This window comes from Klebsiella africana, from assembly GCF_020526085.1.
Taxonomy (GTDB): Bacteria; Pseudomonadota; Gammaproteobacteria; order Enterobacterales; family Enterobacteriaceae; genus Klebsiella; species Klebsiella africana.
This window is the reverse complement of sequence record NZ_CP084874.1, coordinates 5129511-5154348: the sequence shown is the minus strand read 5'-3', so window position 1 is coordinate 5154348 and position 24838 is coordinate 5129511. Positions and strand designations below refer to the sequence as shown.

The 24838-nt window shown below is 57.3% G+C and carries 25 protein-coding genes; 13 read left to right on the top strand and 12 right to left on the bottom strand.

From position 1 onward, the window contains the following. Nucleotides 1-59 precede the first annotated feature (59 nt). From fdhE to fdnG, 4 genes are read right to left on the bottom strand one after another with little or no spacing between them, the layout of a single operon-like run. Nucleotides 60-989 (bottom strand): formate dehydrogenase accessory protein FdhE, encoded by a 930-nt coding sequence (gene fdhE, locus LGL98_RS24735; RefSeq protein WP_136031288.1) that lies wholly within the window; start codon nt 987-989, stop codon nt 60-62. Beyond that, on the bottom strand, nt 986-1621 hold the full coding sequence (gene fdoI, locus LGL98_RS24730) for a formate dehydrogenase cytochrome b556 subunit (RefSeq protein WP_008807902.1): 636 nt from the start codon (nt 1619-1621) through the stop codon (nt 986-988). Before fdoI ends, fdhE begins: the two co-directional genes overlap by 4 nt. Further along, nucleotides 1618-2520, bottom strand: a complete 903-nt coding sequence (fdxH, locus tag LGL98_RS24725; RefSeq protein WP_002882822.1) for a formate dehydrogenase subunit beta — start codon at nt 2518-2520, stop codon at nt 1618-1620. Before fdxH ends, fdoI begins: the two co-directional genes overlap by 4 nt. Nucleotides 2521-2532: 12 nt before the next feature. Next, nucleotides 2533-5583, bottom strand: coding sequence for a formate dehydrogenase-N subunit alpha (fdnG, locus tag LGL98_RS24720; protein ID WP_136031290.1), 3051 nt, complete (start codon nt 5581-5583; stop codon nt 2533-2535). Nucleotides 5584-5739: 156 nt separating this feature from the next. On the opposite strand from fdnG, the gene fdhD reads away from it, so the two are divergent. The 9 genes from fdhD to LGL98_RS24675 all read left to right on the top strand — a co-directional run bounded on the left by fdhD (nt 5740) and on the right by LGL98_RS24675 (nt 12180). Further along, the gene (gene fdhD, locus LGL98_RS24715) at nt 5740-6576 is read left to right on the top strand and encodes a formate dehydrogenase accessory sulfurtransferase FdhD (protein ID WP_136031291.1); all 837 of its coding nucleotides are present in this window, start codon (nt 5740-5742) and stop codon (nt 6574-6576) included. Between the two features lie 128 nt (nt 6577-6704). Next, on the top strand, nt 6705-6917 hold the full coding sequence (locus LGL98_RS24710) for a YdgH/BhsA/McbA-like domain containing protein (RefSeq protein ID WP_114266707.1): 213 nt from the start codon (nt 6705-6707) through the stop codon (nt 6915-6917). A 402-nt stretch (nt 6918-7319) separates the two neighbouring features. After that, nucleotides 7320-8300: a 6-phosphofructokinase gene (locus tag LGL98_RS24705; RefSeq protein ID WP_002882831.1), complete on the top strand. Its 981-nt coding sequence runs from the start codon at nt 7320-7322 to the stop codon at nt 8298-8300. 11 nt (nt 8301-8311) lie between these two features. Then, nucleotides 8312-8626 (top strand): PTS sugar transporter subunit IIB, encoded by a 315-nt coding sequence (locus LGL98_RS24700; RefSeq protein ID WP_004151864.1) that lies wholly within the window; start codon nt 8312-8314, stop codon nt 8624-8626. Continuing rightward, nucleotides 8619-9986, top strand: a complete 1368-nt coding sequence (locus tag LGL98_RS24695) for a PTS sugar transporter subunit IIC (protein WP_136031293.1) — start codon at nt 8619-8621, stop codon at nt 9984-9986. The genes LGL98_RS24700 and LGL98_RS24695 overlap by 8 nt, the downstream gene beginning before the upstream one ends. Beyond that, complete coding sequence (locus tag LGL98_RS24690) at nt 9973-10815, top strand: class II fructose-bisphosphate aldolase (protein ID WP_136031295.1); 843 nt, start codon at nt 9973-9975, stop codon at nt 10813-10815. Before LGL98_RS24695 ends, LGL98_RS24690 begins: the two co-directional genes overlap by 14 nt. A 58-nt stretch (nt 10816-10873) precedes the next feature. Next, nucleotides 10874-11143, top strand: coding sequence for a hypothetical protein (locus tag LGL98_RS24685; RefSeq protein WP_002882858.1), 270 nt, complete (start codon nt 10874-10876; stop codon nt 11141-11143). A 9-nt stretch (nt 11144-11152) separates the two neighbouring features. Then, nucleotides 11153-11590, top strand: coding sequence for a PTS sugar transporter subunit IIA (locus tag LGL98_RS24680; protein ID WP_002882861.1), 438 nt, complete (start codon nt 11153-11155; stop codon nt 11588-11590). Beyond that, nucleotides 11587-12180 carry a P-loop nucleotide/nucleoside kinase family protein gene (locus tag LGL98_RS24675; RefSeq protein WP_002882862.1) on the top strand — a complete coding sequence of 198 codons (594 nt, stop codon included), beginning with the start codon at nt 11587-11589 and terminating at the stop codon, nt 12178-12180. Before LGL98_RS24680 ends, LGL98_RS24675 begins: the two co-directional genes overlap by 4 nt. On the opposite strand, the gene LGL98_RS24670 is transcribed toward LGL98_RS24675, so the two are convergent. Both LGL98_RS24670 and LGL98_RS24665 read right to left on the bottom strand, forming a co-directional pair. Next, entirely contained in the window at nt 12177-12500 is a 324-nt protein-coding gene (locus LGL98_RS24670) for an AzlD domain-containing protein (RefSeq protein ID WP_136031297.1), read from the bottom strand. The genes LGL98_RS24675 and LGL98_RS24670 overlap by 4 nt on opposite strands. Beyond that, nucleotides 12500-13159: an AzlC family ABC transporter permease gene (locus LGL98_RS24665; protein ID WP_136031299.1), complete on the bottom strand. Its 660-nt coding sequence runs from the start codon at nt 13157-13159 to the stop codon at nt 12500-12502. Before LGL98_RS24665 ends, LGL98_RS24670 begins: the two co-directional genes overlap by 1 nt. 99 nt (nt 13160-13258) lie before the next feature. On the opposite strand from LGL98_RS24665, the gene LGL98_RS24660 reads away from it, so the two are divergent. The 4 genes from LGL98_RS24660 (at nt 13259) to LGL98_RS24645 (ending at nt 18436) form a co-directional block, all read left to right on the top strand. Continuing rightward, complete coding sequence (locus LGL98_RS24660) at nt 13259-13807, top strand: helix-turn-helix domain-containing protein (RefSeq protein ID WP_002882865.1); 549 nt, start codon at nt 13259-13261, stop codon at nt 13805-13807. Nucleotides 13808-13894: 87 nt separating this feature from the next. Continuing rightward, on the top strand, nt 13895-14890 hold the full coding sequence (locus tag LGL98_RS24655; RefSeq protein ID WP_136031301.1) for a substrate-binding domain-containing protein: 996 nt from the start codon (nt 13895-13897) through the stop codon (nt 14888-14890). Between the two features lie 115 nt (nt 14891-15005). Next, nucleotides 15006-17129 carry an alpha-galactosidase gene (locus LGL98_RS24650; RefSeq protein ID WP_136031303.1) on the top strand — a complete coding sequence of 708 codons (2124 nt, stop codon included), beginning with the start codon at nt 15006-15008 and terminating at the stop codon, nt 17127-17129. Nucleotides 17130-17170: 41 nt separating this feature from the next. After that, the gene (locus LGL98_RS24645; RefSeq protein WP_136031305.1) at nt 17171-18436 is read left to right on the top strand and encodes an MFS transporter; all 1266 of its coding nucleotides are present in this window, start codon (nt 17171-17173) and stop codon (nt 18434-18436) included. 37 nt (nt 18437-18473) lie between these two features. On the opposite strand, the gene rhaM is transcribed toward LGL98_RS24645, so the two are convergent. From rhaM to rhaS, 6 genes are all read right to left on the bottom strand, one after another. Then, on the bottom strand, nt 18474-18788 hold the full coding sequence (rhaM, locus tag LGL98_RS24640; RefSeq protein WP_004181618.1) for an L-rhamnose mutarotase: 315 nt from the start codon (nt 18786-18788) through the stop codon (nt 18474-18476). After that, nucleotides 18785-19933 carry a lactaldehyde reductase gene (fucO, locus tag LGL98_RS24635; RefSeq protein WP_136031307.1) on the bottom strand — a complete coding sequence of 383 codons (1149 nt, stop codon included), beginning with the start codon at nt 19931-19933 and terminating at the stop codon, nt 18785-18787. The genes rhaM and fucO overlap by 4 nt, the downstream gene beginning before the upstream one ends. Nucleotides 19934-20091: 158 nt before the next feature. Beyond that, on the bottom strand, nt 20092-21096 hold the full coding sequence (locus LGL98_RS24630) for an ABC transporter permease (protein ID WP_136031309.1): 1005 nt from the start codon (nt 21094-21096) through the stop codon (nt 20092-20094). Continuing rightward, nucleotides 21093-22100, bottom strand: coding sequence for an ABC transporter permease (locus LGL98_RS24625; protein ID WP_168435281.1), 1008 nt, complete (start codon nt 22098-22100; stop codon nt 21093-21095). Before LGL98_RS24625 ends, LGL98_RS24630 begins: the two co-directional genes overlap by 4 nt. Further along, a complete protein-coding gene (locus tag LGL98_RS24620; protein ID WP_136031311.1) occupies nt 22097-23608 on the bottom strand; it encodes a sugar ABC transporter ATP-binding protein in 1512 nt (503 codons plus the stop codon). The genes LGL98_RS24625 and LGL98_RS24620 overlap by 4 nt, the downstream gene beginning before the upstream one ends. A 214-nt stretch (nt 23609-23822) precedes the next feature. Then, nucleotides 23823-24809, bottom strand: a complete 987-nt coding sequence (gene rhaS / locus LGL98_RS24615; protein WP_136031313.1) for a rhamnose ABC transporter substrate-binding protein — start codon at nt 24807-24809, stop codon at nt 23823-23825. Nucleotides 24810-24838: the final 29 nt, after the last annotated feature.

The window sequence follows — 24838 nt, the reverse complement described above, 5'->3', positions numbered from 1 at the left end:
GCTCGTGTCGCAAGAAGTAATACGGGCGACAAGAGCCGCCCGAAATCACACCGCAGAACTTACTCCCCTTCGCCGGGGAACATGAACGGGTTAATTGAGCTTCTGGCGAAGCCTTCCTGCTCCATGCGGGCGTCGAGCACCAGGGAGGCCAAATCGTCGGCGACGGCTTCGACTTTCGGATCCTTCTCCTGATACATAATCTTCAGGTAGGTTCCGCAATCGCCACAGCTTTCGGCTTTCACCGCTGCCTGCTCGTTGTCCAGCGACCAGTAGTGCAGGTCACGGCTCTGTTCACAGTTGCTGCACTTGACGCGTACTACGTGCCACTCAGTTTCGCACAGGTTGCAGTGCAGATAGCGCAGCCCCTGAGTGGTGCCGATTTGCACGATGCTGGAGACCGGCATCGAGCCGCACACCGGGCAGAACTGGCGCTGTTCGCCGTATTCGGCGCGCGCTTTTCCTGGGATCAGACTGGCCATCTGCGCCCAGTAGAGCGACAGCGCGGCCCAGATAAACGGCGCTTTGTCGCTACTGACGGAGGCGAAATCGGAAACAAACAGCGCGCTGGCCATCTGCTCCAGCTCCTGCTCAGAGGCTTTTTCCAGATTCTCAATGACCGCCAGCGCCGGGCCGCTCATCTCCGGCTTCAGCTCGGCAATCAGCGAGTGCAGCAGCTTGTGCCAGTGCTTGTCGCGCGGCAGAACGTGGATATCCAGCGGCGGTTTACCCTGTTCGCTGGCCGCTTTAATGCGGGCGGTGAGATCCATCTGCAGCGGATGGTCGTACAGCACCACTTCCTGGGCATGGGCAATCAGCGCGGCAAAGCGCAGGTAATCGCCCAGCGGGTTATCAGCGGCCAGCTCGCGCAAGCGTTCAGCGCGGCGGTTATACAGATTTTTCAGCCTGGGGAACAGTAACGGCGGAATTGCTTCCGCCGTGCGTTTCTCGCTCGAACCCAGCTCGTCTTGCGGGATTATGCGAATACTCATTCAGATGACTTTTCCTGTTTCTGGCGGACCTCTCGGTACCAGCGCGGGTGATGTTTCTTCGCCCACGTTTTGGTAACCCAGCCTTCCACCATCGCGGTAATGGTGCCTTTCACCCAGAGGGCGGCGTAGATATGCACCATGATAACCACAATTAACGCCACTGCGGCAAATGAATGCAGCATCAGCGCAAATCGGATCACCGGGATTGAGAAAGCCGGCGCAAAATACGGACGCCAGATGATCACACCGCTCACCAGCAGCAGTACCAGCAAAATAATCGCCGCCCAGAACACGCATTTCTGGCCGAAGTTATAGCGCCCGGTATCGCCCACCTCCTCGTTGACGACGATCTTACGAATATTCTTCGCCCAAAAGATATCATCCCGATTGATTAGGTTGTGATGCCAGTAACGGAAAAACATGATGATAAACGACGCGAACATTACCACCCCGACGAACGGGTGGAGAATTCTCGCCAGCTGCGGTGTGCCGAGGATATGCATCAGCCAGTTAAAGGACGGGAAGAAAAAGCCTAACCCGCTCACCGCCGCCAGGACGAAGCAGAAGGCGGTGACCCAGTGGTTGATGCGTTCCGGCGCCGTGTAGCGCACGATGGTGTCACGTCTTTTCATTTGCGCACCTCGTCTTTCTCTTCATGCAGGTTGTCCTCTTCCTCTTCCGCGCGGTTCGGACCGACGCCGACGTAGTGGAAGATACTGGCTGCGAAGGTCGCGGCGAAGCCGACGGCCGCCAGCGGTTTCCAGATGCCTTTCCAGAACTTGACGGTCTGGCTGATCTCCGGATTCTCCGGCAGGCCATGGTATAGATTCGGTTTGTCGGCGTGGTGCAACACGTACATGACGTGGGTGCCGCCGACACCGGCCGGATCGTACAGGCCCGCATTGTCATAACCGCGGGTTTTCAGCTCAGCCACGCGTTCGCCGGCCAGCGTTTTCATATCCTCTTTGGAGCCAAAGTGGATTGCGCCGGTCGGACAGGTTTTCACGCAGGCTGGTTCCTGGCCGACGGTGACGCGGTCTACGCACAGGGTACATTTGTAGACACGGTTGTCTTCCGGGTTCAGACGCGGCACATCGAACGGACAGCCAGCGATACAGTAGCCGCAGCCGATGCACTGCTCGGACTGGAAGTCGACGATGCCGTTGGCGTACTGAATGATCGCGCCTTCTGACGGGCAGGCCTTCAGGCAGCCTGGGTCCGCGCAGTGCATGCAGCCATCCTTGCGGATGAGCCATTCCAGCTTGTCGTTTTGTTCCACTTCCGAGAAGCGCATCACCGTCCATGACTTGGCGGTCAGGTCCGCCGGGTTGTCATACACCCCGACGTTGTGACCGACTTCATCACGAATATCGTTCCATTCGGAGCAGGCCACCTGACAGGCTTTGCAGCCGATACAGGTGGTGACGTCGATAAGCTTCGCCACCTCCTGCTGGTGGTCCCGCGCCTGAGGCGCGGGGGTGAAACCGTTAGTCGCGGAACGACGAATAATATCTTGCGATTGATAAGCCATAAGTCGTCTCCGTTACACCTTTTCCACGTTCACGAGGAAAGCTTTGAACTCCGGCGTCTGCGTGTTCGCATCACCGACGAACGGCGTCAGGGTGTTGGCAATAAAGCCTTTTTTCGCCACGCCCTCATAGCCCCAGTGAATAGGAATGCCGATGGTATCGATATCCTTACCGTCAACTTTCAGCGTGCGAATACGCTTGGTCACCACTGCCTTGGCTTTGATATAGCCGCGGTTGGAGGAAACTTTCACGGTATCGCCGTGACCGATGCCGAGCTTATTCGCCAGTTTTTCCCCGATCTCCACAAACTGTTCCGGCTGTGCGATAGCGTTGAGCAGCGCATGCTTGGTCCAATAGTGGAAGTGCTCGGTCAGACGGTAAGTGGTGCCGACGTACGGGAACTTCTCGGCCTTACCCATCTGCTCGAGATCGCCTTTGAAGACGCGAGCGGCCGGGTTAGAGACCACGTTCGGATGCAGCGGGTTGGTTCCGAGCGGCGTTTCAAACGGCTCGTAGTGTTCCGGGAACGGTCCTTCCGCCATCTTGTCGATAGCGAACAGACGGCCCATCCCTTCCGGCTGCATGATAAACGGACCGACGTCGCTGCCAGGCGCGGCGGCGCTGTAGTCCGGAATATCCACGCCGCCCCATTTGGCGCCGTCCCATTTCAGCAACTGACGCTTCGGATCCCACGGTTTACCCTGCGGGTCCGCGGAGGCGCGGTTATACAGGATGCGGCGGTTGAGCGGCCAGGCCCAGGCCCAGCCCAGCGTGTTGCCGAGACCGGATGGATCGGCGTTATCGCGGCGCGCCATCTGGTTGCCTTCCGGCGTCCAGCTTCCGGCGAAGATCCAGCAGCCGCTGGAGGTTGTGCCGTCGTCGCGTAGCTGTGCGAAGGAGCTCAGCTGTTGGCCTTTCTTGACGATCACCGCGCCGGTCGCCGGGTCGGTAATATCCGCCAGCGCTTTACCGTTGCTCTCCATCGCCACTTCTTCCGATGCCGGCTCGTGTGGCGTGGAGTAGTTCCACGTCATGTTGAGCACCGGCTCCGGCGCCGGGCCACCCTCTTCGGCATACATCTTACGCAGGCGCGTAAAGATACCGGCGAGGATTTCACCATCGGTGACAGCGATCCCCGGGGCGTCCGCGCCTTTCCAGTGCCACTGCAGCCAGCGGCCGGAGTTGACGATAGACCCATTCTCTTCGGCGAAGCAGGTGGACGGCAGACGGAACACTTCGGTCTGGATTTTCGCCGGATCGACATCGTTCGACTCACCGTGGTTTTGCCAGAAGGTGGACGTTTCGGTGTTGAGCGGGTCGATGGTCACAAGGAACTTCAGTTTCGACAGGGAAGCGACAACCTTGTTTTTGTTCGGGAACGAGGCGACCGGGTTAAAGCCCTGGCAAATATAGCCATTCACTTTGCCCTGATTCATCATCTCGAAGTACTGCAGAACGTCGTAGCTCTTATCCCACTTCGGCAGCCAGTCATAGCCCCAGCTGTTTTCCGCGGTGGCATTGTCGCCGAAGAAGGCTTTCATCATGGAGACGAAGAACTTCGGATAGTTGCCCCAGTAGTTGACCTGGTCTTTCAGCAGCGGTTTTGGCGTGTTGGCGCTCAGGTAGGTCTGCAGGTCGGCCTGTTTTTCGTTCGGCAGCGACATGTAGCCCGGCAGGCTGGTGGAGAGCAGGCCGAGGTCGGTCAGACCCTGGATGTTGGAGTGACCGCGCAGGGCGTTGACGCCGCCGCCCGCCATCCCCATGTTGCCCAGCAGCAGCTGGATCATCGCCATGGTGCGGATGTTCTGCGCACCGATGGAGTGCTGGGTCCAGCCGAGAGCGTACAGGAACGACGCGGTCTTATCCGGCGCGCTGGTTTCAGCAATGTATTCACAGACTTTGAGGAAGTCGGCCTTCGGCGTACCGCAGATGTTTTCAACTACATCCGGGGTATAACGGGAAACGTGCTGTTTCAGCAGGTTCCAGACGCAGCGCGGATGTTGCAGCGTAGTATCGCGTTTGGCGAAGCCGTTTTCGTCCAGCTCATAGTTCCAGCTGGTTTTGTCGTACTGACGTTTTTCTGCGTTATAGCCGCTGAACAGCCCGTCGTCGAAGCTATAGTCCTCACGCACGATCAGGCTGGCGTTGGTGTAGGCTTCGGTGTATTCACGGTTGAATTTTTCGTTATTCAGCAGATACAGGATCACGCCCGACAGGAAGGTAATGTCGGTACCGGAACGAATCGGGGTATAGAAATCAGCCACCGACGCTGTACGCGTGAAGCGCGGATCGATAACGATGAGTTTGGCACCGTTATGGATTTTGGCTTCCATCGCCCAGCGGAATCCCACCGGATGCGCTTCAGCGGCGTTACCGCCCATCACTACGATCAGGTTGGCGTTCTTAATATCCACCCAGTGGTTGGTCATCGCACCGCGACCAAATGTTGGAGCAAGACTTGCTACCGTTGGTCCGTGTCAGACGCGCGCCTGGTTATCCACCGCCAGCATCCCGAGGGCGCGGGTGAATTTTTGCGTTAAATAGCCGGTTTCGTTACTGGAGGCGGAGGCGCACAGCATCCCGGTAGTCAACCAGCGGTTGACGGTGGTGCCGGCGTCGTTTTGCGCGATAAAGTTGGCGTCGCGGTCCTCTTTCATCAGCTTCGCGATGCGATCGAATGCTTCGTCCCAACTGATTTGCTGCCATTTATCGGAGCCTGGCGCGCGATATTCCGGGAATTTCAGGCGGCTTTCAGAATGGATAAAGTCCACCAGACCAGCCCCTTTCGGACAGAGCGCACCACGGTTGACCGGATGATCCGGATCGCCTTCGATATGGAAAATGGATGCTTTGGCGTTTTTCGCGCCGTCGCCGAGGCTATACATCAACAGCCCACAGCCGACAGAACAGTATGTGCAGGTGTTACGGGTTTCGCGCGTGCGCAGCAATTTGTACTGCCGTGTCTCCGCGAGCGCAGTTGCCGGGGCAAAGCCCAGCGCTGCTGCCGTGGTTCCCGCCATACCGCCAGCGCAGATCTTAAAGAACTGCCTTCTGCTGACCTGCATGGTTCGCTCCTTGTTTCGACATTGTCACATGTAGTTATTTGCTTTGCGGTGAAGGCCGCAAAGGTTCAGAATTAGGGCAAATTTCCCTCATTCCTGAAGGGATAAAAACAGAATACCACATTGTGTGTATGCCTGTTCCAATACGGTTAAAGCAAAGTGAACAAGAAGCCTCTCGAACAAATCGAAAATGTGACGAATGTCACAGGATATCGCCAGGTCTCCCTCTGGAAGCGCAAGGATCTGCAACACCCTCAGCCAGATGAGTTAGCGGAAGAGGTGCCTGTCGCGCTGGTCTACAACGGTATCTCCCATGTGGTGATGATGGCCTCCCCGAAAGATCTGGAGCAATTCGCCGTCGGCTTTTCCTTATCCGAAGGGATTATCGAGCACCGGCGGGAGATCTTCGGCATGGACGTGGTAGCGGTGTGCAACGGCCTTGAGGTGCAGATTGAGCTCTCCAGCCGGCGTTTTATGGGCCTCAAAGCCCGGCGTCGCGCGCTGGCCGGACGCACCGGCTGCGGCGTATGTGGCGTCGAGCAGCTCAATGATATTGGTAAGCCGGTCCAGCCGCTGCCGTTCACTCAGTCGTTCGATTTAGCCAATCTCGACCAGGCCCTGGCGCATCTTAACGACTTTCAACCGGTTGGCCGGCTCACCGGCTGTACTCACGCGGCCGCGTGGGTCCGGTTGACGGGCGAACTGGCGGGGGGGGTTGAAGACGTTGGCCGGCATGTCGCCCTGGATAAATTGCTGGGCCGGCGGGCGGAAGTCGGCGAGGGGTGGCAGCATGGCGCCGCGCTGGTCTCCAGCCGCGCCAGTTATGAAATGGTGCAGAAGGCGGCGATGTGCGGCGTCGAGATCCTGTTCGCGGTCTCGGCGGCCACTACCTTGGCGGTGGAAGTTGCCGAGCGCTGCAATCTGACGCTGGTGGGCTTTTGCAAGCCGGGCAGGGCGACAGTTTACACCCATCCGCAGCGTTTAATTGCGGGTTAAATATTGGTCAATAAATTTGAACAATGACAGCAAATCCTTCCGCTTTTTGTTTAGCGATGTGCGGGCTACTATTTAACACATCAAGGCACAGCGCCTTATCTAAACAACTAAATGAAAGGGTTTATATCATGAAAAGCATCAAAAATTTTGTCGCAGTAATCGCTATGGCCGCCTCTTTCGCTTCCTTCGCTGCTGAAACCGTGACCGCAACCGCCTCCACAATGGACGGCGCGGAAGCGAAAATCGCCGCACAGGCGCAGGCTGCCGGCGCTTCGTCTTACAAAATCACCGAAGCGTTTACCGGCAACCGCGTGCATATGACTGCCGAACTGAACAAATAAGCGTAAAGCGACTGTCGAAAGAGCGCCTCAGGGCGCTTTTTTTGTTTTCGTTTTCCGCTTCCCGCCTCTGCGAAATTTGCCAATATTTTCCTCTGCTACGAAAAAAATGTGGCACTAATCACGTTTCCGTTCTTTTCTTAAATCCTCCTTTTTATGGCAAAGGAAAGGTCAACACGCCTGAATATCTCGATTTTTTAACGCCATGAAATTTAAAGATATTAAAAACAGAAAGCGATGGAGATCACTCTCTTTAAATGGGATGTGTATCACAGAAATAGGTGTTTCGCCGTACCTGTCAACTATTCATGAACGTAATTTAATACGCATTATGTGATCTTCATTGCAAATAGAAGGCTTGTACTCAGGGAAAAATGTCGTCAGGCAAATGAGCGAGGAAGCGTCATGAAAATTGGCATCGTTATTAGCGGCGGGGATGTTTCGGGAATGAATAATTTTATATTCCAGATAGCCAGGCAGGCTAATGCCGATATCACGCTGTTTAATGGCGGTATTCCAGGGCTACTGGAGAAAAGTCATCAGGATATGGCGTGGCGCGATCTGGTTGATTATTCAATTACCGCAGTGCCGATCATTACCTCGGGGCGAACCAGTCGCAAACTGCAGCGCAGTGAATATGAAAGCATTGCTAAAAAACTTAAATCTCTGCGTATTGATGTGCTCATTATGGCCGGGGGGGATGGCAGCCTGCAGTTTCTGAATACCCTTAGTGAATTTGAGATTAATTGCTTTGGTGTGGGAATGACTATCGATAATGATGTGTATGGCAGTGATTATACGATTGGTTTTTCCACGGCCTGTGAGCAAATTATTAAAGAAGTCTCTCGTTTAAGAAATACCGGAAGAGCGCTGCCCGGTCGGGTTTTTATGGTTGAGATATTAGGAGGCTATTGTGGAGAACTAACATTGCAGTCTGCCATTAAATGTAATGCGGATATTGCCCTGATCCCGGAGGCACAGATGCCGTTGGCCGTGCTCGCGGAACGGATTACCCGGAAGCTGAGTACGCAGAATAGCGTCGTTATCCTCTGCTCAGAAGGCTATACCAAAGAGTACTCTCCCGGCTTTCAGGGGGCGATTGATACCATGATCAAACAGCTGGAACCACAAATTGGCGTCCGTATCCGTAAAACGATCGTCGGCTATGGTTTACGCAGCGGTGATCCAACCTGTGAAGAGATTTATCAGGGCACGATTATGGCCAGTGAAGTGGTTCGCTGTATTCAGTCAGGTATGAAAAATAAAGCCATAATAATTAATTCCAGTAACAAACCTATTCCGATTGATTTAGTCAGTATGAAAAAACGTCTGGTCGATACTGAAGGACATCATTATAAACTTGCCAAGCAACTCAATATTATTTGAGGAGACCCTCCATGCTGAAAATTTTATGCGTATGTGGCTGCGGCCTCGGTTCAAGCTTTGCCATTGAAATGACGGCGAAGGCAGTTTTAAAGAAGCTGGAAATTCCCGCTCATATTGAACACACCACCGTTTCCGAAGCTGGGGCTTTTAAATCGGATATGATTCTGACGCAAAAAACCTTTGCCGACATCTTAACCGCCGATGCCAGTGAAGAAGAAATTAAACGTGTCGTGGTATTGAATAAACTTACTGATAAAGAGGAGATTGAAACTAAGATCGTCGCATTCTTAAAAGAACGTCATCTGAAGGTGGCTGATTATGAATAGCTTCGTTGCGTTTATCGTTAAGGATTTACTCGGCCAGGCATCCATTCTTATTGCTTTTATTGCCATGCTTGGCCTGATCCTGCAAAAGAAATCGCCAGGCAAAACCGCGGAAGGGACATTTAAAACGCTGCTCGGTTTCTTAATTATGATGGCCGGGATAAACATCATTGTCGCCACGCTGACCTTCCTGAATGATATCTTCACCCAGGGATTTGGCATGAAAGGCTATATTACCGATGTGGCCGCCATCGCCGGGTTAGCGAATCGGGAATTAGGTTCGGAGGTGGCGCTGACGCTGCTGGTGATCTTTGCCGTCAATATTATTATCGCCCGGCTGACGCCGCTGAAATATATTTTTCTGACCGGCCAGGCGCTGCTGTGGATGGCGACGATCGGCGCCGTGATTGGCTATAAGTCCGGGCTCACCGGCGTACCGCTGATTTTAACCGGGGGCATCTTCGGCGGCGTGATGGCGGTGTTAATGCCGGCCCTGGCGCAGCCGGTGGTCAGGCGCATTACCGGGTCTGACGATGTGGCCCTGGGACACTTCTGTACTATCGGCTATCTGGTGCAGGCTGCGGTCGCTAAAGTTGTCGGAAGAGGCTCTCGCTCCACGGAAGATCTCGAACTGCCTGATAACTTTAAGTTTCTGCAGGATACCTATCTGGCCATGGCGGTGGTGATGGTGCCGATGTATCTCATCCCGGCTATCGCGGCGGGGCCGCAGTACATCGCGCAGTTCTCCGGCGGCATTAATTACCTGATGTATGCCTTCATGCAGTCCATTCAGTTTGTCGCCGGGGTCTTTGTCCTCTATAGCGGCGTGCGTTTATTACTCAATGAGCTGGTGCCGGCTTTTCGCGGTATCGCGATGCGTATTGTCCCGGATGCAAAGCCTGCTCTCGATTGCCCGGTGCTGTTTCCCTATGCGCCGAATGCGGTGATTGTCGGATTTCTGGCGACAACTGTCGGCTCGATTATCGGCATGCTGGTTTTCCCGATGTTCGGCCTGGCGATGATTCTCCCCGGGCTGTTAACCAACTTTTTCGCCGGCGGTACGGCAGGGGTATTTGGTAATGCGCTGGGCGGACGTCGCGGGGCGATGATCGGCGGGGTGATTCACGGCCTGTTTATCACTTTTCTGCCGGCTATTCTGGTGCCCATGCTGGAGAGCTACGGCTTTACAGGCGTCACCTTCAGCGATTCAGACGTTATCAGCTCCGGCCTGGTATTAGGTCACGCCTTCCAGAATAACTGGCTCTTTGTCGCCGTGTTTATTGTGTTTGTCGCCGCACTGGCATGGTTTGTAAACGGTAAATCCGCTAAGCCGAAAGGGGAAAATGTTCATGAGTCTGTATAATTTTAATGAGATTTTAAATATCGCTCAGGAGAGAAATTTCAAAGCGATTGGCTCGTTTAACTTACACTGTATTGAGATGTTGCCGGCTTTTTTCAAAGCCGCGCAAAAAAGCCACAGCCCATTAATGATCCAAATTTCAACCGGTACCGCAGAGTATCTGGGGTATCGGTTACTGGTCGATGCCGTGCGTTCATTAGCAGACAGCGAAAATATCCCAACCTGCCTGCATCTCGATCACTGCTCCGATATTAAAGCCATCGAGACGGCAATGAATGCGGGCTTTTCTTCGGTAATGTACGACGGGTCTCACTTAAGCCTCGAGGAAAATATCGGTAACACGCGGATTGTGGTGGAAATGGCCCGCCCGCGGAATATTACGGTAGAAGGTGAGCTGGGGGCGATCGGCGGGTCAGAGGATGGAAAAGCGGTGGCTGCCGAAGATATCTGTTTTACTACCGTCGACGACGCGACGCGTTTTGTACAGGAGACGCAGGTCGATATGCTGGCCGTCTCCGTGGGCACTGTGCATGGCCTGTACACCGGTAAAGCGCAGATACAACATGCGCGGCTGAAGGCGATAAGCGAAGCGACGGGCGTGCCGCTGGTGCTGCATGGCGGCACAGGTGTCAGCGATGAGGATATGCGGCTGGCCGTCACCGAAGGGATTAATAAAGTGAACGTCGGAACGGAAATGAACGTGCAGTGGGTCGATCGCTGTAAATCAACGTTTGAGAAAGGAAAAGTAAATGACAGCGTACGGAAATTTTTAATTCCCGCCAACCAGGCAGTGACTGCCGTATTAATGGAAAAAATGGCGCTATTTAAATAGCGTTTTTACCGACACATATCTTTTGTTGCCCTGTCTTCCGCCAGGGAGGGAGCTTGCTATGTTTGAATCATTGAAAACGCTGTGGAAAAAAGAGCAAAACCCGCTGCAGGATTATGATCAACAGTCCCGTCAGCTGGCGGAAGAGATCGCCAGACTGGAAGGCGAATTACAGCGCCAGCCCGATAATAGCGACGTGCAAAAAACACTGATGTTGACTTACAACCGGGCATTATCGGTATATGCCAAAAGTAAGAGCCACCGGCAGGATATCGATGCGCTGTTTCTGCAGATTGATAATTTACGCAATATTATTCGCCGCAATATCTAGGAACAGAGAATGACCATAAAAGAACTGCTTATTGAGGCCGATGCCATTCAGGTTGGCGTTGTGGAGTCCGACTGGCAGCGGGTAATAAAGCTGGCTGCCCGCCCGCTGGAGGCAAAAGGCTTTATTTCGACGGAATATAGCCAGGCGGTGATCGACAATACTTTAAATCATGGCGCTTATTACGTTTTTGATGAAGGGATTGCCATCCCCCATGCCCGCCCCGAATGCGGCGTCAGACGCAACTGCTTTAGCCTGGTGGTGCTGGAAAAGCCTATTCCCTTTGCGGACAGTGAAAAAGCGGACATTGTTATTATGTTTGGCGCCCGGGACAGCAATGCGCATATCGAGGAGGGCATCCGTTCCATCGTCGCGCTGCTGGATAATAATGACACTATGGCCAAACTGCGGACGGCCCGCAGCCGGGAGGAGGTTGTCGCATTACTATGAACAGACATCTGACCCCAGGCTGCAAAACGGCCATTTTAATCAACGGCATTCCGGCGTCGGGGAAGAGCACCATTACCCGTTTGCTGGCGGAGACCTTTAGCCTGCCGGTATTGACTATCGACGGCATCAAAGAGCCGTTTATGGCGCGCCTGGCCCCTGTCGACCGGCCGATGAATCGCCAGCTGGGCTGCGCGGCGTATGAGGTGATCTGGTCGATTGTCGGCGCATCGCCTGCCAGCATGGTCTGGTTGATCGACGCCTGGTTCGGCTTTCAGCCGCGAGAGACCTTGCAGAGACTGCTACAGCAGGCGGGCGTGGAGCAGGTGATTGAGGTCTGGAACCATATCTCTCCGGAGCTGGCCGTCGCGCGCTATGCCTCGCGGCTGGCGACGCGGCCGCCGGGCCACCCCGGAGAAGAGTATTTGCCGGAGCTGGCCCAGCTGGCCGGGCGGGCGCAGCCCATGTCGTTAGGACCTGTACTGACGATAGACCAGCGGCACCCGCTGCAAATCGAACCGGTTATTCAGTGGCTTGAAGGCACGATCGCCGGACAGCACAGCGGTTTTACAGATTACGCTTACTCGTCCTAGGGCATACCCGCCAGGCGCAGCAGCGCCGTCGCTACCGCCGCGGCGATAATCACGCCGATCAGCGGCACCTTGCGCCAGGCGAGGAACACAGCGAAAGCAACGCCCAGAACGCGCGCCATACCGGCGAAATGCGCGCCTTCATAGAAAGTGGTGGCCAGGGCGACGGAAAAAAGCAGCACCGTCGCCGCATCGGAAAGCAGCGCCTGCGAACGCTCGGAAAATGCCAGCCGATTACCAAGCTTCGCGCCGCCAAGACGCATCAGATAGGTTCCCAGCGACAGGATGGCGATACCGGCGATAAACAGCGTCATATTGCCCATTATTTTTTCCTCGACAGTAAACCAAACAGCGAAAGCAGCACCGGCAGCCCGGTGGGCACAAACGGTACGGCGGCAAGCGCTAGCGCGGCGCCGCTGCCCGCGCGGATCAGCGTGGTACGGTTTTTAAAGGCCGGGATCACCAGCGCCAGCAGGATCGCCGGGAAGACCGCATCAAGCCCGATGGTTTCCGGCGCCGGCAGCAGTTTGCCGACTGCCGCGCCGGTTAGCGTACCGAGGGGCCAGATCAGCGCGACGCCAGCGCCGCACAGCCAGTAGGCCGCTTTGCGCTGCGCGGGGGTGGGCTGCGACAAGCCAAAGACCACGCTCTCGTCGTTCATAATGTGGCACCCGATAAAGCTTAAGGCGCGCCGACCAACCAGTTCGCGCACGGTCACCCCGAACGGGATATGACGCGCATTGACTAACAGGCCAGCGGCGGCGGCGGCCAGCGGACTACCGCCGCTGGCGACAATGCCGATAAACATGAATTCAGAAGCGCCTGCCAGCACGGACACTGAAAGCAAGAGCGGCACCCATAAAGGGAAGCCGTAAGCCACCGCCAGCGACCCATAGGACATGCCCACCACCCCGACGGCAAGGCAGACCAAAACAATCGCTTTTATCGTGTCTCCGCTGAGACTGGAGAGAGTTTGTTTCATATCACTTAGCCATATCGAACGAATTTCCATTATAATGAACATATAATGATCGTTTTTCAAGGCGAACGAATTGTTCGATATAAAAAACAAGGGGCGTGTATGACACAGCCAATCAGCGTTATCGCCAAAAGTCTGGTGCGGGAGCGGGCGCGGACCGGGCTTTCGCTGGCGGAAGTCGCGCGTCGGGCGGGTATCGCAAAATCCACACTATCGCAACTGGAGTCCGGCAACGGCAACCCGAGTCTGGAAACGCTGTGGTCGCTCTGCGTAGCGCTGGATATCCCGTTTGCCCGCCTGCTCGAGCCACAGGTGAACAAAACGCAGGTGATCCGCCGCGGCGAGGGGACCAAAGTGGTGGCAGAGCAGGCGAACTATCAGGCCATTTTGCTGGCCGCCTGTCCGCCCGGCGCGCGTCGGGACATCTATTTGCTGCTCACCCAGCCCGGCGCCGACCGCATTTCGCATCCGCATCCGCCAGGCTCGGTGGAACATATTATCGTCACCCAGGGGCGGGCGCGAGTAGGGCTGACGTCGGCGCCGGAAGAGCTCGGCGAGGGCGACTATATCTGCTACCCAGCGGATCAGGAGCATGTTTTTCAGGCGCTAGAGCCGGATACGCAGGCCCTGCTGATCGCTGAGCAAAACTGACATCGCGTCGGCGGGGGACGCGAGCTCGCTGGACGCCATAGCCATATTGCGGGAAACTAGCTTTCCTATGCGAAAACAGGGATTTTTATGTCGCTGAAAGCCATTGCCAAACAACTTGGGATCTCCGTCACGACCGTCAGCCGGGCGTTGAACGGCTACGACGATGTGTCGCAGGAGACCCGCGCCCGGGTTGAGGCTGAAGCGCAGCGCCGGGGCTATCGCCCCAACACTTTCGCCCGCCGTCTGAAAATGGGCACCATTGATGCCGTTGGTCTTGTCTTCCCTGTCCGCCCCGCGCCGCTCAACAATAACGTTTTTCTCGAGATGGTCGGGGAGATCAGCCATGAGCTGGCGCGCCATGACATTGATTTGTTGCTGATCGCCGATGATGAGCAGGCGGATAAACATGGCTATATGCGCATGGTGCAGGGCCGTCGCGTCGATGCATTAATCGTGGCCCATACCCTGGATGACGATCCGCGGCTGGCGCAGTTGCAGGCCTCCGGCTTTCCGTTTCTGGCGCTCGGCCGTAGCCGCCTGGCGCACCCTTACGCCTGGTTTGATTTCGATAACTATGCCGGCACCTGTCGCGCCACCCACCATCTGATTCAGCAGGGCCACCAGCGTATCGCTCTGCTGGGCGAGAACAACAATCAGGCGTTTATTTTGCAACGGCGTAACGGCTACCTCGATGCCCTGCGCGAGGCGGGGTTATCCGATGCATGGTTGCGCAGCGTGTCGCCGACGCGCCGCGGCGGCTATCAGGCCACGCTGGAACTGCTGCGCCTGCCGGAGCCGCCTACTGCGATTATCACCGACTGCAATACCCATGGCGATGGCGCGGCAATGGCGCTCGCCCATCTGGGCCGTTTAACCGGCGACAACCGCGTCGCCTTAGTGGTGTATGACGGGCTGCCGCAGGACAGCATCATAGAGACCGATGTCGCCGCGGTGATCCAGTCCACGCGTCAGGGCGTGGGGCGGCAGATTGCCGATATGGTGCGCCGCTTAATCGCCGGGGAGGATCTCTCCACGCTGCAGGTGCTATGGCAACCGGAATTTTTCCCGGGTGAAACCGCCTGATTTGCCCCCTTTTTAGCCCGTAATTCTGAAGCCGATCACGGATCCGAAACGTTTTGGTTGGCATCCGAAACGTTTCGGATCAACAGTAAGACATTCCTTGTTATGGAGATGTCTGATGTCTGATTCGCTGATTCACCTGCAAAGCGCCGGTGCCGATGTTGTGATTAAAACCCGCCCTTTCGCCGAAATTGTCTACTGGGGGCCGCATTTAAGCCACTTTTCGCCGCAGGATGCCGATAGCCTGACGCGCCCGGTCGCCAATGGCAGGCTGGATGTCGATTCGCCAGTGACCTTAATGGCGGAGCTGGGTCATGGCCTGTTTGGCGCGCCGGGCATTGAAGGCCATCGTCAGGGGCTGGATGCCTCTCCGCTGTTCACCACCAGCGAAGTGTGGCACGAGGGCCAGACGCTGACCCTGGTCAGCGAAGATCCGCAGGCCGGTTTGCGTCTGCAGAGCGAGATCGCACTCGATGCCAGCGGCGTGCTGAGCGTGCGCCATGGCGTAACTAATCTGCGTTCCAGCCCATGGCAGGTGGATCGCCTGGCGGTCACGCTGCCGGTCGCCGAACGCGCTCGTGAGGTAATGGCTTTCCATGGCCGCTGGATCCGCGAGTTTCAGCCTCACCGCCTGACGCTGGAACACGACAGCTTTGTGCTGGAGAACCGCCGCGGGCGCACGTCTCACGAACATTTCCCGGCCCTGATCACCGGGAGCCGCGCTTTTAGCGAGATGCAGGGTGAAGTCTGGGGCGTGCATCTGGCCTGGAGCGGCAACCATCGCCTGCGGGCGGAGGTGAAAACCGATGGCCGCCGCTATCTGCAGGCCGAGGCGCTCTATCTGCCGGGCGAAATGGCGCTGGCGGAAGGGGAAACCTTATGGACGCCGTACCTGTATGCCAGCTACTCGGCGAACGGGCTGAACGGCATGAGCCAGCAGTTCCATCGTTATCTGCGCGAACGGATTATTCGTTTCCCGGGCAACAAGCCGCGCCCGGTGCATCTCAACACCTGGGAGGGGATCTATTTCGACCACGACCCGGACTACATCATGCGTATGGCCGACGAAGCGGCGGCCCTGGGCGTCGAGCGCTTTATCATTGATGACGGCTGGTTTAAAGGGCGCAACGACGACTGGGCGGCGCTTGGCGACTGGTATCTGGATGAGAAAAAATATCCTCATGGCCTGACGCCGGTTATCGATCACGTGAAGTCTCTGGGTATGGAATTCGGTATCTGGGTGGAGCCGGAAATGATTAACCCGGATTCCGATCTGTACCGGGCGCACCCGGATTGGGTGCTGGCGCTGCCGGGCTATACCCCGCTGACCGGCCGCCATCAGTTTGTCCTGAATCTCAACATTCCCGAAGCGTTTGATTATCTGCTGGAGCGGATGAGCTGGCTGCTGGGCGAGCATGCGGTGGACTACGTGAAGTGGGATATGAACCGCGAGCTGGTGCAGCCTGGGCATCAGGGACGCGCCGCCGCGGACGCGCAAACGCGCCAGTTCTATCGCCTGCTGGATACGCTGGTGGCCCGTTTCCCGCACATTGAATTTGAATCCTGCTCCTCCGGCGGCGGACGAATCGATTATGAAGTCCTCAAGCGCAGCCATCGCTTCTGGGCGTCTGACAACAATGACGCCCTTGAGCGCAACACCATCCAGCGCGGCATGAGCTACTTTTTCCCGCCCGAGGTAATGGGCGCGCATATTGGCAATCGCCACTGTCATGCCACCTTCCGCCAGCATAGTATCGCCTTCCGCGGCCTGACGGCGCTGTTCGGTCATATGGGGCTTGAGCTGGATCCGGTGAGTGCTGATGACGAAGAGCGCGCCGGATACCGCAAATATGCGGCCCTGCATAAGCAGTGGCGCAACGTGATCCATCACGGCGTGCAGTGGCGAATAGATATGCCGGATGCCACTACTCTTGCCCATGGTGTCGTCAGCCCGGATAAAGCGCAGGCGATTTTCCTTGTCAGCCAGCTGGCGATGCCGGACTACACCCTGATGGCGCCGCTGCGCCTGGCGGGGCTGGAGGCGAGCGCCCGCTATCAGGTGACGCTCCTCGATCATCCGAACATTCAGATCACCGGTGAGGGCGGCCACACCATGCGCAAGCTGCCGGCATGGATGACGACGCCGCAGACGGTGAGCGGTGAGTGGCTACAGCAGGCGGGGCTGGCGCTGCCCATCCTCGACCCGGAAAGCGCCATTCTGATTGGCCTGCAACGCGTGTGATGGTATCGGGCCGCGTCGCGGCCCTTCTTGAGGAAAATATAATGAACCCGACCGTCTGTACCCACAAAAACAACCCCAACTTCTGGATTTTCGGGCTGTTCTTCTTTCTCTACTTTTTCATCATGGCCACCTGCTTTCCGTTTCTGCCGATCTGGCTGTCGGACGTCATTGGCCTGAATAAAACCGAAACCGGCCTCGTTTTCTCCAGCCTGTCGCTGTTCGCCATCTGTTTCCAGCCGGTTCTCGGGGTGATCTCTGACAAGCTGGGGCTGAAAAAACACCTGATGTGGATCGTGACCGTTCTGCTGGTGCTGATCGCTCCCTTCTTCCTCTATGTTTTCGCTCCGCTGCTGAAAGCCAACATCTGGCTCGGGGCGCTGAGCGGCGGCGCCTATATCGGCTTTGTTTTCTCTGCGGGCGCCGGCGCGATGGAGGCCTATATCGAACGGGTAAGCCGCAACAGCGGGTTTGAATACGGCAAGGCGCGCACCTTTGGTTGCCTGGGCTGGGCGCTGTGCGCGACTACTGCCGGAATGCTGTTCAGCATTAATCCCGAATGGGTGTTCTGGATGGGGTCAGCCGCCGCGCTGCTGCTGGTGGTGCTGGTGGCCATCGCCAAACCACAGACCAGTCAGGCCGCGCAGGTGATGAACTCGCTCGGCGCCAATCGCCCGGCGGTCGATTTGAAAACGGCGGTGCGCATGTTCCGCCAGCGTAAAATGTGGATGTTTATTCTGTATGTCATCGGCGTGGCCTGCGTGTATGACGTCTTCGATCAGCAGTTCGCCACCTTCTTCAAATCATTCTTCGCGACCCCAGAAGCGGGCACCCGCGCCTTTGGTTTCGCCACCACCGCGGGAGAAATATGTAATGCCATCATTATGTTCAGCTCGCCGTGGATTATTAACCGCATCGGGGCGAAGAATACCCTGCTGATCGCCGGGATGGTGATGGCGGCAAGGATGATTGGCTCTTCCTTCGCCACTACCGCCGCGGAAGTCGTAGCGTTGAAAATGCTTCATGCGCTGGAGGTGCCGTTCCTGCTGGTGGGCGCCTTTAAATATATTACCGGCGTGTTTGATGTCCGGCTGTCGGCGACCATTTATCTGGTGGGCTTCCAGTTTGCCAAGCAGGTGGCGGCGATCTTCCTCTCCGCCTTCGCCGGCAATATGTACGATCGGATCGGCTTTCAGGATACCTATATGATCCTCGGCGGTATTGCCCTGACCGTCACCTTAATCTCCGCGTTTACGTTAGCGGGTAAAGCGAAAACCGAGCCGCTACGCGATAATGCGATGACCGTTTAATCGACCGGCCTCCCGTCTGGAGGGAGGCCAGTTATTTTCACGCCAGATAAAACACTTCTTTGAGCTCCGCGCTCAGCGGGCTGTTATCCGGGTTGCTGGGCATCACCTCGCGCATGTATTTCCACCAGCGCTGGCACACTTCCGTGCTGGCGACCGCCTCCCAGCGGGCTTCCGATTCAATCTCCACCGTCGCGAACAGCAGATGGCGTTCTTTATCGAGATAAATGGCGTAATGGTGCGCGCCGTGTGCTTTCAGCACTGCTTCCAGCTCTGGCCAGATGGGGTTATGGCGGCGCTGGTACTCCTCGTGCGCGTCGGGGTTCACCTGCATGACGAAGGCTTTGCGGATCATAAGGCCTCCAGATAGAGCTCGCGAACCTCATCGCGGCTGGCGGTGCGCGGGTTACACGGTGCGCACGGGTCGGCCAGCGCTTTGTCCAGCCAGCCTTCGATATCGGCTTTACTAATGCCAAGCTGGCTGAAACCCTGGGGGATCCCTACGCGTTTGCTCAGCGCGCGGATGGCATTGATGGCCTCCATGCTGGCAGCTTCATCGCTCATGCCGCGAGTATCGACGCCCATCGCCTGCGCCACGCGGGCAAAGCGCGCCACCGCGTTCGGGCGGTTAAAGTTTTCGATGATCGGCAGCAGGATGGCGTTGCATACCCCGTGCGGCAGGTTGTGGGTGGCGCCAGGCTGATGGGCCAGGGCGTGTACCAGCCCGAGACCGGCGCTGTTGAACGCCATGCCCGCCAGATACTGGCCAAAGGCCATCTGCTCGCGGGCCTGCAGATCGTGTCCATCGTCTACCGCTTTTGGCAGCCACAGGTTGATCAGGCGGATCGCCTCGAGGGCGTTGGCGTCGGTCAGCGGATGGGCGCCAACGGAGACAAAGGCCTCGATGGCGTGGGTCAGGGCATCCATGCCGGTGGCGGCGGTAACGGCTGGCGGGATGTCGAGCATCACGCTGGCGTCGTCGACGGCGATATCCGGGATCAGGTTCGGGTCGATAATCACCTCTTTCACCTGTCGCTCGCTATCGATAATCACGGCATTGCTGGTCATCTCCGCCGCTGTGCCGGCGGTGGTGTTGATAGCCACCAGCGGTACGCCTGCGTTTTTCACTTTGCCGACGCCGGAGTAGGCGGTGGAGGGGCCAGGGTTGGCGGTGAGGATTTTTATCGCCTTGGCGGTATCAATCGGGCTGCCGCCGCCGAAGGCGATCAGAAAATCGCAGTGTGTCGCCTGGTATGCCGCATAGCCTTGCTGTACCAGCGCTTCGGTGGGGTTAGGGAACACCTCGTCAAACAGCTGATAAGCCATCTGCTGTTCATCCAGCGCGGAAAACAGGCTGTCCAGCAGGCCCAGCTTCACCAGCTGGCCGTCGGTGACGATCAGCGCCTTGCCCCACTGTTTACCGGCCACCAGCTTGACCATATCGCCGATAGCGCCTGCGCCGTGGAGGCTGATTTTGGGTAGTGCCAACATAAAGCTCATGATAATTCTCCTTAATGTTTATTTTGGAAAATCCGTTTCCCCTCACCCCGACCCTCTCCCGCAGGGAGAGGGGGAAAAACCGGCCCCGGACTGCAGGCTGTCTGTGTGCGCCGGGCAGTTCCCTCTCCCTTGGGGAGAGGGCCAGGGCGAGGGGGAAATTAACATCGTCTTCGCTGCATCATCCGCCGGGTAATAATCGGCAGGGAGATCACCACGATCAGCATGGCGCCGATAATTACCGACATCACGATGCCGGGGACGTTCAGCAGGCTCAGGCCGAAGGTCACCAGCCCCATCAGAAAGGCGGCAATGATCACCCCGGGCATGCTGCCGGAGCCGCCGAGAATATTGACGCCGCCGAGCACCGCCATGGTGACAACCGCCAGCTCCCAGCCCATCGCCAGGGTGGGGCGGGTACTGCCGAGCCGTGAGGTCAGCAGGACCGCCGCCAGCCCGGCCATCAGCCCGACCAGCGCGAACAGCACCAGGTTATGACGCTTAACATTGATCCCCGAAAACCAGGCGCCAGTCGGGTTATTGCCGATGGCGTAGGTCCGGCGACCAAAGTTGGTTTTATGCAGCAGGAAGGTGAAGGCGGCGGCGAGGAGGATAAACAGCGCAAACTCAAAAGAGAGCGCCCCCCACACGTACCCCTGGCCGAACCAGGCAAAGCTCTCCGGATAGTGGTTGAGCGCCTGATCGCCCAGTATGATATAGGTGATGCCGCGATACAGGCTCATGGTGCCGATGGTGATCACAATGGACGACAGGTTAAAGCGGGTCACCAGCAAGCCGTTGAACAGACCGCACAGCAGACCTACGCCCAGGCCGATGACCACCAGCAGCGGAGTATCAACCCCCGCTGCCGCGCAGAAGCCCATCACCGTTGAGCTGAGCGCCATCGTCGAGGCTACCGACAGATCGATTTCCCGGGCGATAATTAGCATCGCCATCGGCAGGACGACGATCGCCTTCTCGGTAAAGGTAAAGGTCGCGTCCGACAGGTTCCAGATATTGAGAAAGTACGGGGAAGCCACCGCATTGCCGATAAATACCGCCAGGGTGACCGCCAGTAAAAACCCTTCCCAGCACAGCAGGCGGCGCAGCGGCGACGGCGCGGCCGGGGCGTTTTTCATCTCTTCCGATACCATCATCTTGCTCATGATTTCACCGCCTGTTTCTGTCTGGCTAACGCCGCATTGCGCAGGATTAACCGCCCATGACCGCGATTGCCGCGCTCGTTGAGCAGCACCGCCATGACGATCACCGCCCCGGAAATCGCCATTTGCCAGAAGGGCGAGATGCCGATCACCGGCAGGGCGTTATTGATGACGCCGAGGAACAGCGCGCCGCACAGGCAGCCCAGCACCCGTCCGCTTCCGCCCATGGTGCTGATACCGCCGATCACGCAGGCGGCGACCACCTGGAGTTCAAAACCGTTGGCGACGTCGACATAGGCGACGGCGAAGCGCGAGATCCACAGATAGCCGCAGAAGCCGGCCAGCGCGCCGGAGAGACAGAAGCTGACGAACTGCATTTTCCCGGCGTTAATGCCGGTGTAGTACGCCGCCGTCGCGTTGCCGCCAGCGGTATACAAGGCCCGGCCGGTGCGGCTGTAGCGCAGGAAATACCCCACCAGCAACAGCGCGGCGATGGCGCACCAGCTCAACAGCGGCAGCCCCACGAGCGTGCTGCGCGGCAGACTGAGAAAATCAGCGCTCATCTGATGTGAGTTAACCCAGCCGCCGTCAGTCAGCAGGAAGATAATGCCGCGATAAATGCTCATGGTGCCCAGGGTCACCACGATGGCGGGAATGCCGAGGCGCCAGACCAGCAGGCCGTTAACTACCCCCATCAGCAGGCCCAGCAGAGTCGCCAGCGCCAGCAGCGCTACTACCGGAATACCCGGATAGTGGGCGTTAATCAGGGCGACGATCATCCCGGTCAGCGCCAGGTTGGCGGCCATCGACAGGTCGATGCCTTTGGTGAGTAACACCATCATCTGCCCGAGGGCGAGGATGATAAGGATGGCGGTATCGTTAAACATCTCCACCAGATTGCCCGGTGAAACGAACGACGGCGCCCGGCTGCCGATGGCGCCGATCATCAAAATAATGACCACCGCCAGCAGCGCTTCGCGATGTTTAAGCCATGCGTGTCCCATCATGCTGCCTCCTGGCCGATGCCGCTGGCGGCGCTAACGATAGTTTCCGCCGTCGCTTCCCCGGCCTGGTATTCAGCGACCATCAGCCCTTCGTGCATTACGATAATCCGATCGGCCATGCCCATCACTTCCGGCAGCTCTGACGACACCATAATCACCGCCAGCCCCTGGCTGACCAGCTCGGACATAAACTGATGCACGGCGGCTTTTGAGCCGATATCGATGCCTTTGGTCGGCTCGTCGAGGATAATCACCTCGGGCTGGGTTGCCAGCCATTTGCCGATCACCACTTTCTGCTGATTGCCGCCGGAGAGGGTCTCCACCGGCTGGCGCCAGCTGAAGGCTTTAACCTGCAGGCGTGAGGCGTACTCGTCGGCCAGCCGCCATTCCCGGGCGTCGTTCAGGACGCCGTTAGGATTGAGCTTGCTGAGCTGCGGCAGACTGATGTTCTGGGCGATGGGCAGGGCGATGATCGCCCCCTGTTTCTGCCGCTCTTCCGGCACGCAGACGATGCCCGCGCGGATGGCATCGGCAGGCTGGTCAAAGTGCATGGATCTACCGTTCAGGCGGATCTCGCCGGAGGAGGGACGCGACACGCCGGAGAGCGCCTGCATCAGCTCAGTGCGTCCGGCGCCCACCAGACCGTAAAAGCCGAGAATTTCTCCCTTGCGCAGGCGGAAGCTGATATGGGCAAACTCGGTAGGATGACAGAGATCGTTTACCTCCAGCACCGTTTCTCCGGGTGTGCAGCCGACTTTCGGGTAGGTTTGGCTGATCGCCCGGCCCACCATCATCGACACCATCCGCTCTTCGGTGATGTCACTCATTGCCCCGGAGCTGACGTACACCCCATCGCGCAGGATGGTGTAATAGTCGGCCAGCTCGAAAATTTCATCGAACTTATGCGAGATAAACAGGATCGCTTTGCCGTCCTGCTTCAGACGCTCAACGATGTGATAAAACTCCAGAATTTCATGTTGCGAGAGCGCGGCGGTCGGCTCATCGAGGATCACCACCTGGGCGTCGAAAGCCAGTGCCCGGGCAATTGCCACCATGTGCCGCTGGGCGATGCTAAGCGTTTTCAGCGTGGCCCGCGGGTCGATCTGGACTTCCAGCCGGGCGAGGATCTCGCTGGCTCTGCGGTGCATCGCCGGCCAGTCGAGCGTTTTTAACAATCCCTTATACAGATACTGGCCGACGAAAATATTTTCACTGACCGAGAGTTCGTCAAACAGCACGGTTTCCTGGTGAATGGCGGTGATCCCTACCTTATGCGCCGATTCCGGCGTTGGCAGATGAATAGGGATCGCTTTATAGAGGATCTCGCCCTCTTCGGGCTGATAAATACCGGTCATCACTTTGACCAGCGTGGATTTCCCCGCGCCGTTTTCGCCGATTAAGGCGGTCACTTTGCCGGGCCAGAGATCAAGCTGCACGTTCTCAAGGGCGCGCACACCGGGAAAAATCTTGGTGATCCCCTTCAGCGACAGCAGTGGCGTTGATGCTGACATGATAGTTCTCCGCAAAAATCACCCCTCACCCTAACCCTCTCCCCAAAGGGGCGAGGGGACCGTTTGGTGCGCCCTGATAGCATTGCGCAGAGGGCTGGACTTCCCTCTCGCCAAAGGAGCAAGGGGGCTATTTAGTGCTCCCTGGCTGCATCGTGCAGAAGGCCAGTCTTTCCCCCTCTCCCTCCGGGAGAGGGCCGGGGTGAGGGAACAAGGGTTAGAAAATTTTCGAGAACTTATCAATGTTGCTCGCATCGTAGACAAACGGCTCGGCCATCGCGCCATTCCCCTCGGTATCCAGCTTCACTTTGCCCAGCTTGCCCATACTGGCTTCGGTTTTGGTCGCTGTGCCTTTGACTAAATCGTCGGCCAGATAGGTGGCCGCGTAGCCCAGGTCAATCGGGTTCCAGATGGCGAAGCTTTTGCTGGCGCCGGACTTGATCGCGCCGGCCATTTCCGACGGCAGCCCCAGCCCGGTAACATAGACTTTGCCGATTTTGCCTTGATCCTTCACCGCCTGCGCGGCAGCAACAATCCCCACCGATGACGGTGAAACAATGACTTTCAGGTCCGGATATGATTTCAGCAGGCCCACCGCTTCGCGGTAGCTTTTATCTGACAGATCGTCCCCGTAGGCGACGGTGACCAGCTGCACGGACGGATACTGCGGCAGCACCTTTTTCATCTCCTCAATCCAGATGTTCTGGTTAGTGGAGGTTGGGGTGGCGCTTAACACGGCCACCTCGCCTTTCTCAACGTTCAGCGCCTTCAGCGCCTCGGCGGCGAGCTTGACGTTGGTTTCGCCAATTAAGGCGTTATTCGAGGGATTAAGATGGATCTGACGGCCTGCCGGCGCCACGCCGGAGTCCCAGGAGACCACCTTGATGCCGCGCTGCATCGCTTTTTTCAGCACCGGCACTACCGCGTCCGGATCGTTAGCGGAAATGGCGATCGCATCCACCCCCTGGGCGATCAACCCGTTCAGCACGTCGATCTGCGCTTCGGCGGTGGTGGTGGTCGGGCCGGTGTAAATCACTTTGACATCACCTAACTCTTTGGCTGCCTGTTGGGCGCCAACGTTGGCGGCTTCGAAGAAGCCATTTCCCAGCGATTTCGCCACAAGGGCGATTTTAACTTCGGCTAAGGCGGAACCGGACAACGCCAGGGCGGCAACGGTGAGGATCAAGCTTGTCTTTGTTTTCATTGCTTTTACTCCACATGAGTCAGTTTGTA

Excerpts from the sequence above, each read along its gene's own strand:
- fdhE (WP_136031288.1), bottom strand. The coding sequence starts at position 989 with ATGAGTATTCGCATAATCCCGCAAGACGAGCTGGGTTCGAGCGAGAAA.
- fdoI (WP_008807902.1), bottom strand. The coding sequence starts at position 1,621 with ATGAAAAGACGTGACACCATCGTGCGCTACACGGCGCCGGAACGCATC.
- fdxH (WP_002882822.1), bottom strand. The coding sequence starts at position 2,520 with ATGGCTTATCAATCGCAAGATATTATTCGTCGTTCCGCGACTAACGGT.
- LGL98_RS24710 (WP_114266707.1), top strand. The coding sequence starts at position 6,705 with ATGAAAAGCATCAAAAATTTTGTCGCAGTAATCGCTATGGCCGCCTCT.
- LGL98_RS24705 (WP_002882831.1), top strand. The coding sequence starts at position 7,320 with ATGAAAATTGGCATCGTTATTAGCGGCGGGGATGTTTCGGGAATGAAT.
- LGL98_RS24700 (WP_004151864.1), top strand. The coding sequence starts at position 8,312 with ATGCTGAAAATTTTATGCGTATGTGGCTGCGGCCTCGGTTCAAGCTTT.
- LGL98_RS24695 (WP_136031293.1), top strand. The coding sequence starts at position 8,619 with ATGAATAGCTTCGTTGCGTTTATCGTTAAGGATTTACTCGGCCAGGCA.
- LGL98_RS24690 (WP_136031295.1), top strand. The coding sequence starts at position 9,973 with ATGAGTCTGTATAATTTTAATGAGATTTTAAATATCGCTCAGGAGAGA.
- LGL98_RS24685 (WP_002882858.1), top strand. The coding sequence starts at position 10,874 with ATGTTTGAATCATTGAAAACGCTGTGGAAAAAAGAGCAAAACCCGCTG.
- LGL98_RS24680 (WP_002882861.1), top strand. The coding sequence starts at position 11,153 with ATGACCATAAAAGAACTGCTTATTGAGGCCGATGCCATTCAGGTTGGC.
- LGL98_RS24675 (WP_002882862.1), top strand. The coding sequence starts at position 11,587 with ATGAACAGACATCTGACCCCAGGCTGCAAAACGGCCATTTTAATCAAC.
- LGL98_RS24670 (WP_136031297.1), bottom strand. The coding sequence starts at position 12,500 with ATGGGCAATATGACGCTGTTTATCGCCGGTATCGCCATCCTGTCGCTG.
- LGL98_RS24665 (WP_136031299.1), bottom strand. The coding sequence starts at position 13,159 with ATGAAACAAACTCTCTCCAGTCTCAGCGGAGACACGATAAAAGCGATT.
- LGL98_RS24660 (WP_002882865.1), top strand. The coding sequence starts at position 13,259 with ATGACACAGCCAATCAGCGTTATCGCCAAAAGTCTGGTGCGGGAGCGG.
- LGL98_RS24655 (WP_136031301.1), top strand. The coding sequence starts at position 13,895 with ATGTCGCTGAAAGCCATTGCCAAACAACTTGGGATCTCCGTCACGACC.
- LGL98_RS24650 (WP_136031303.1), top strand. The coding sequence starts at position 15,006 with ATGTCTGATTCGCTGATTCACCTGCAAAGCGCCGGTGCCGATGTTGTG.
- LGL98_RS24645 (WP_136031305.1), top strand. The coding sequence starts at position 17,171 with ATGAACCCGACCGTCTGTACCCACAAAAACAACCCCAACTTCTGGATT.
- rhaM (WP_004181618.1), bottom strand. The coding sequence starts at position 18,788 with ATGATCCGCAAAGCCTTCGTCATGCAGGTGAACCCCGACGCGCACGAG.
- fucO (WP_136031307.1), bottom strand. The coding sequence starts at position 19,933 with ATGAGCTTTATGTTGGCACTACCCAAAATCAGCCTCCACGGCGCAGGC.
- LGL98_RS24630 (WP_136031309.1), bottom strand. The coding sequence starts at position 21,096 with ATGAGCAAGATGATGGTATCGGAAGAGATGAAAAACGCCCCGGCCGCG.
- LGL98_RS24625 (WP_168435281.1), bottom strand. The coding sequence starts at position 22,100 with ATGATGGGACACGCATGGCTTAAACATCGCGAAGCGCTGCTGGCGGTG.
- LGL98_RS24620 (WP_136031311.1), bottom strand. The coding sequence starts at position 23,608 with ATGTCAGCATCAACGCCACTGCTGTCGCTGAAGGGGATCACCAAGATT.
- rhaS (WP_136031313.1), bottom strand. The coding sequence starts at position 24,809 with ATGAAAACAAAGACAAGCTTGATCCTCACCGTTGCCGCCCTGGCGTTG.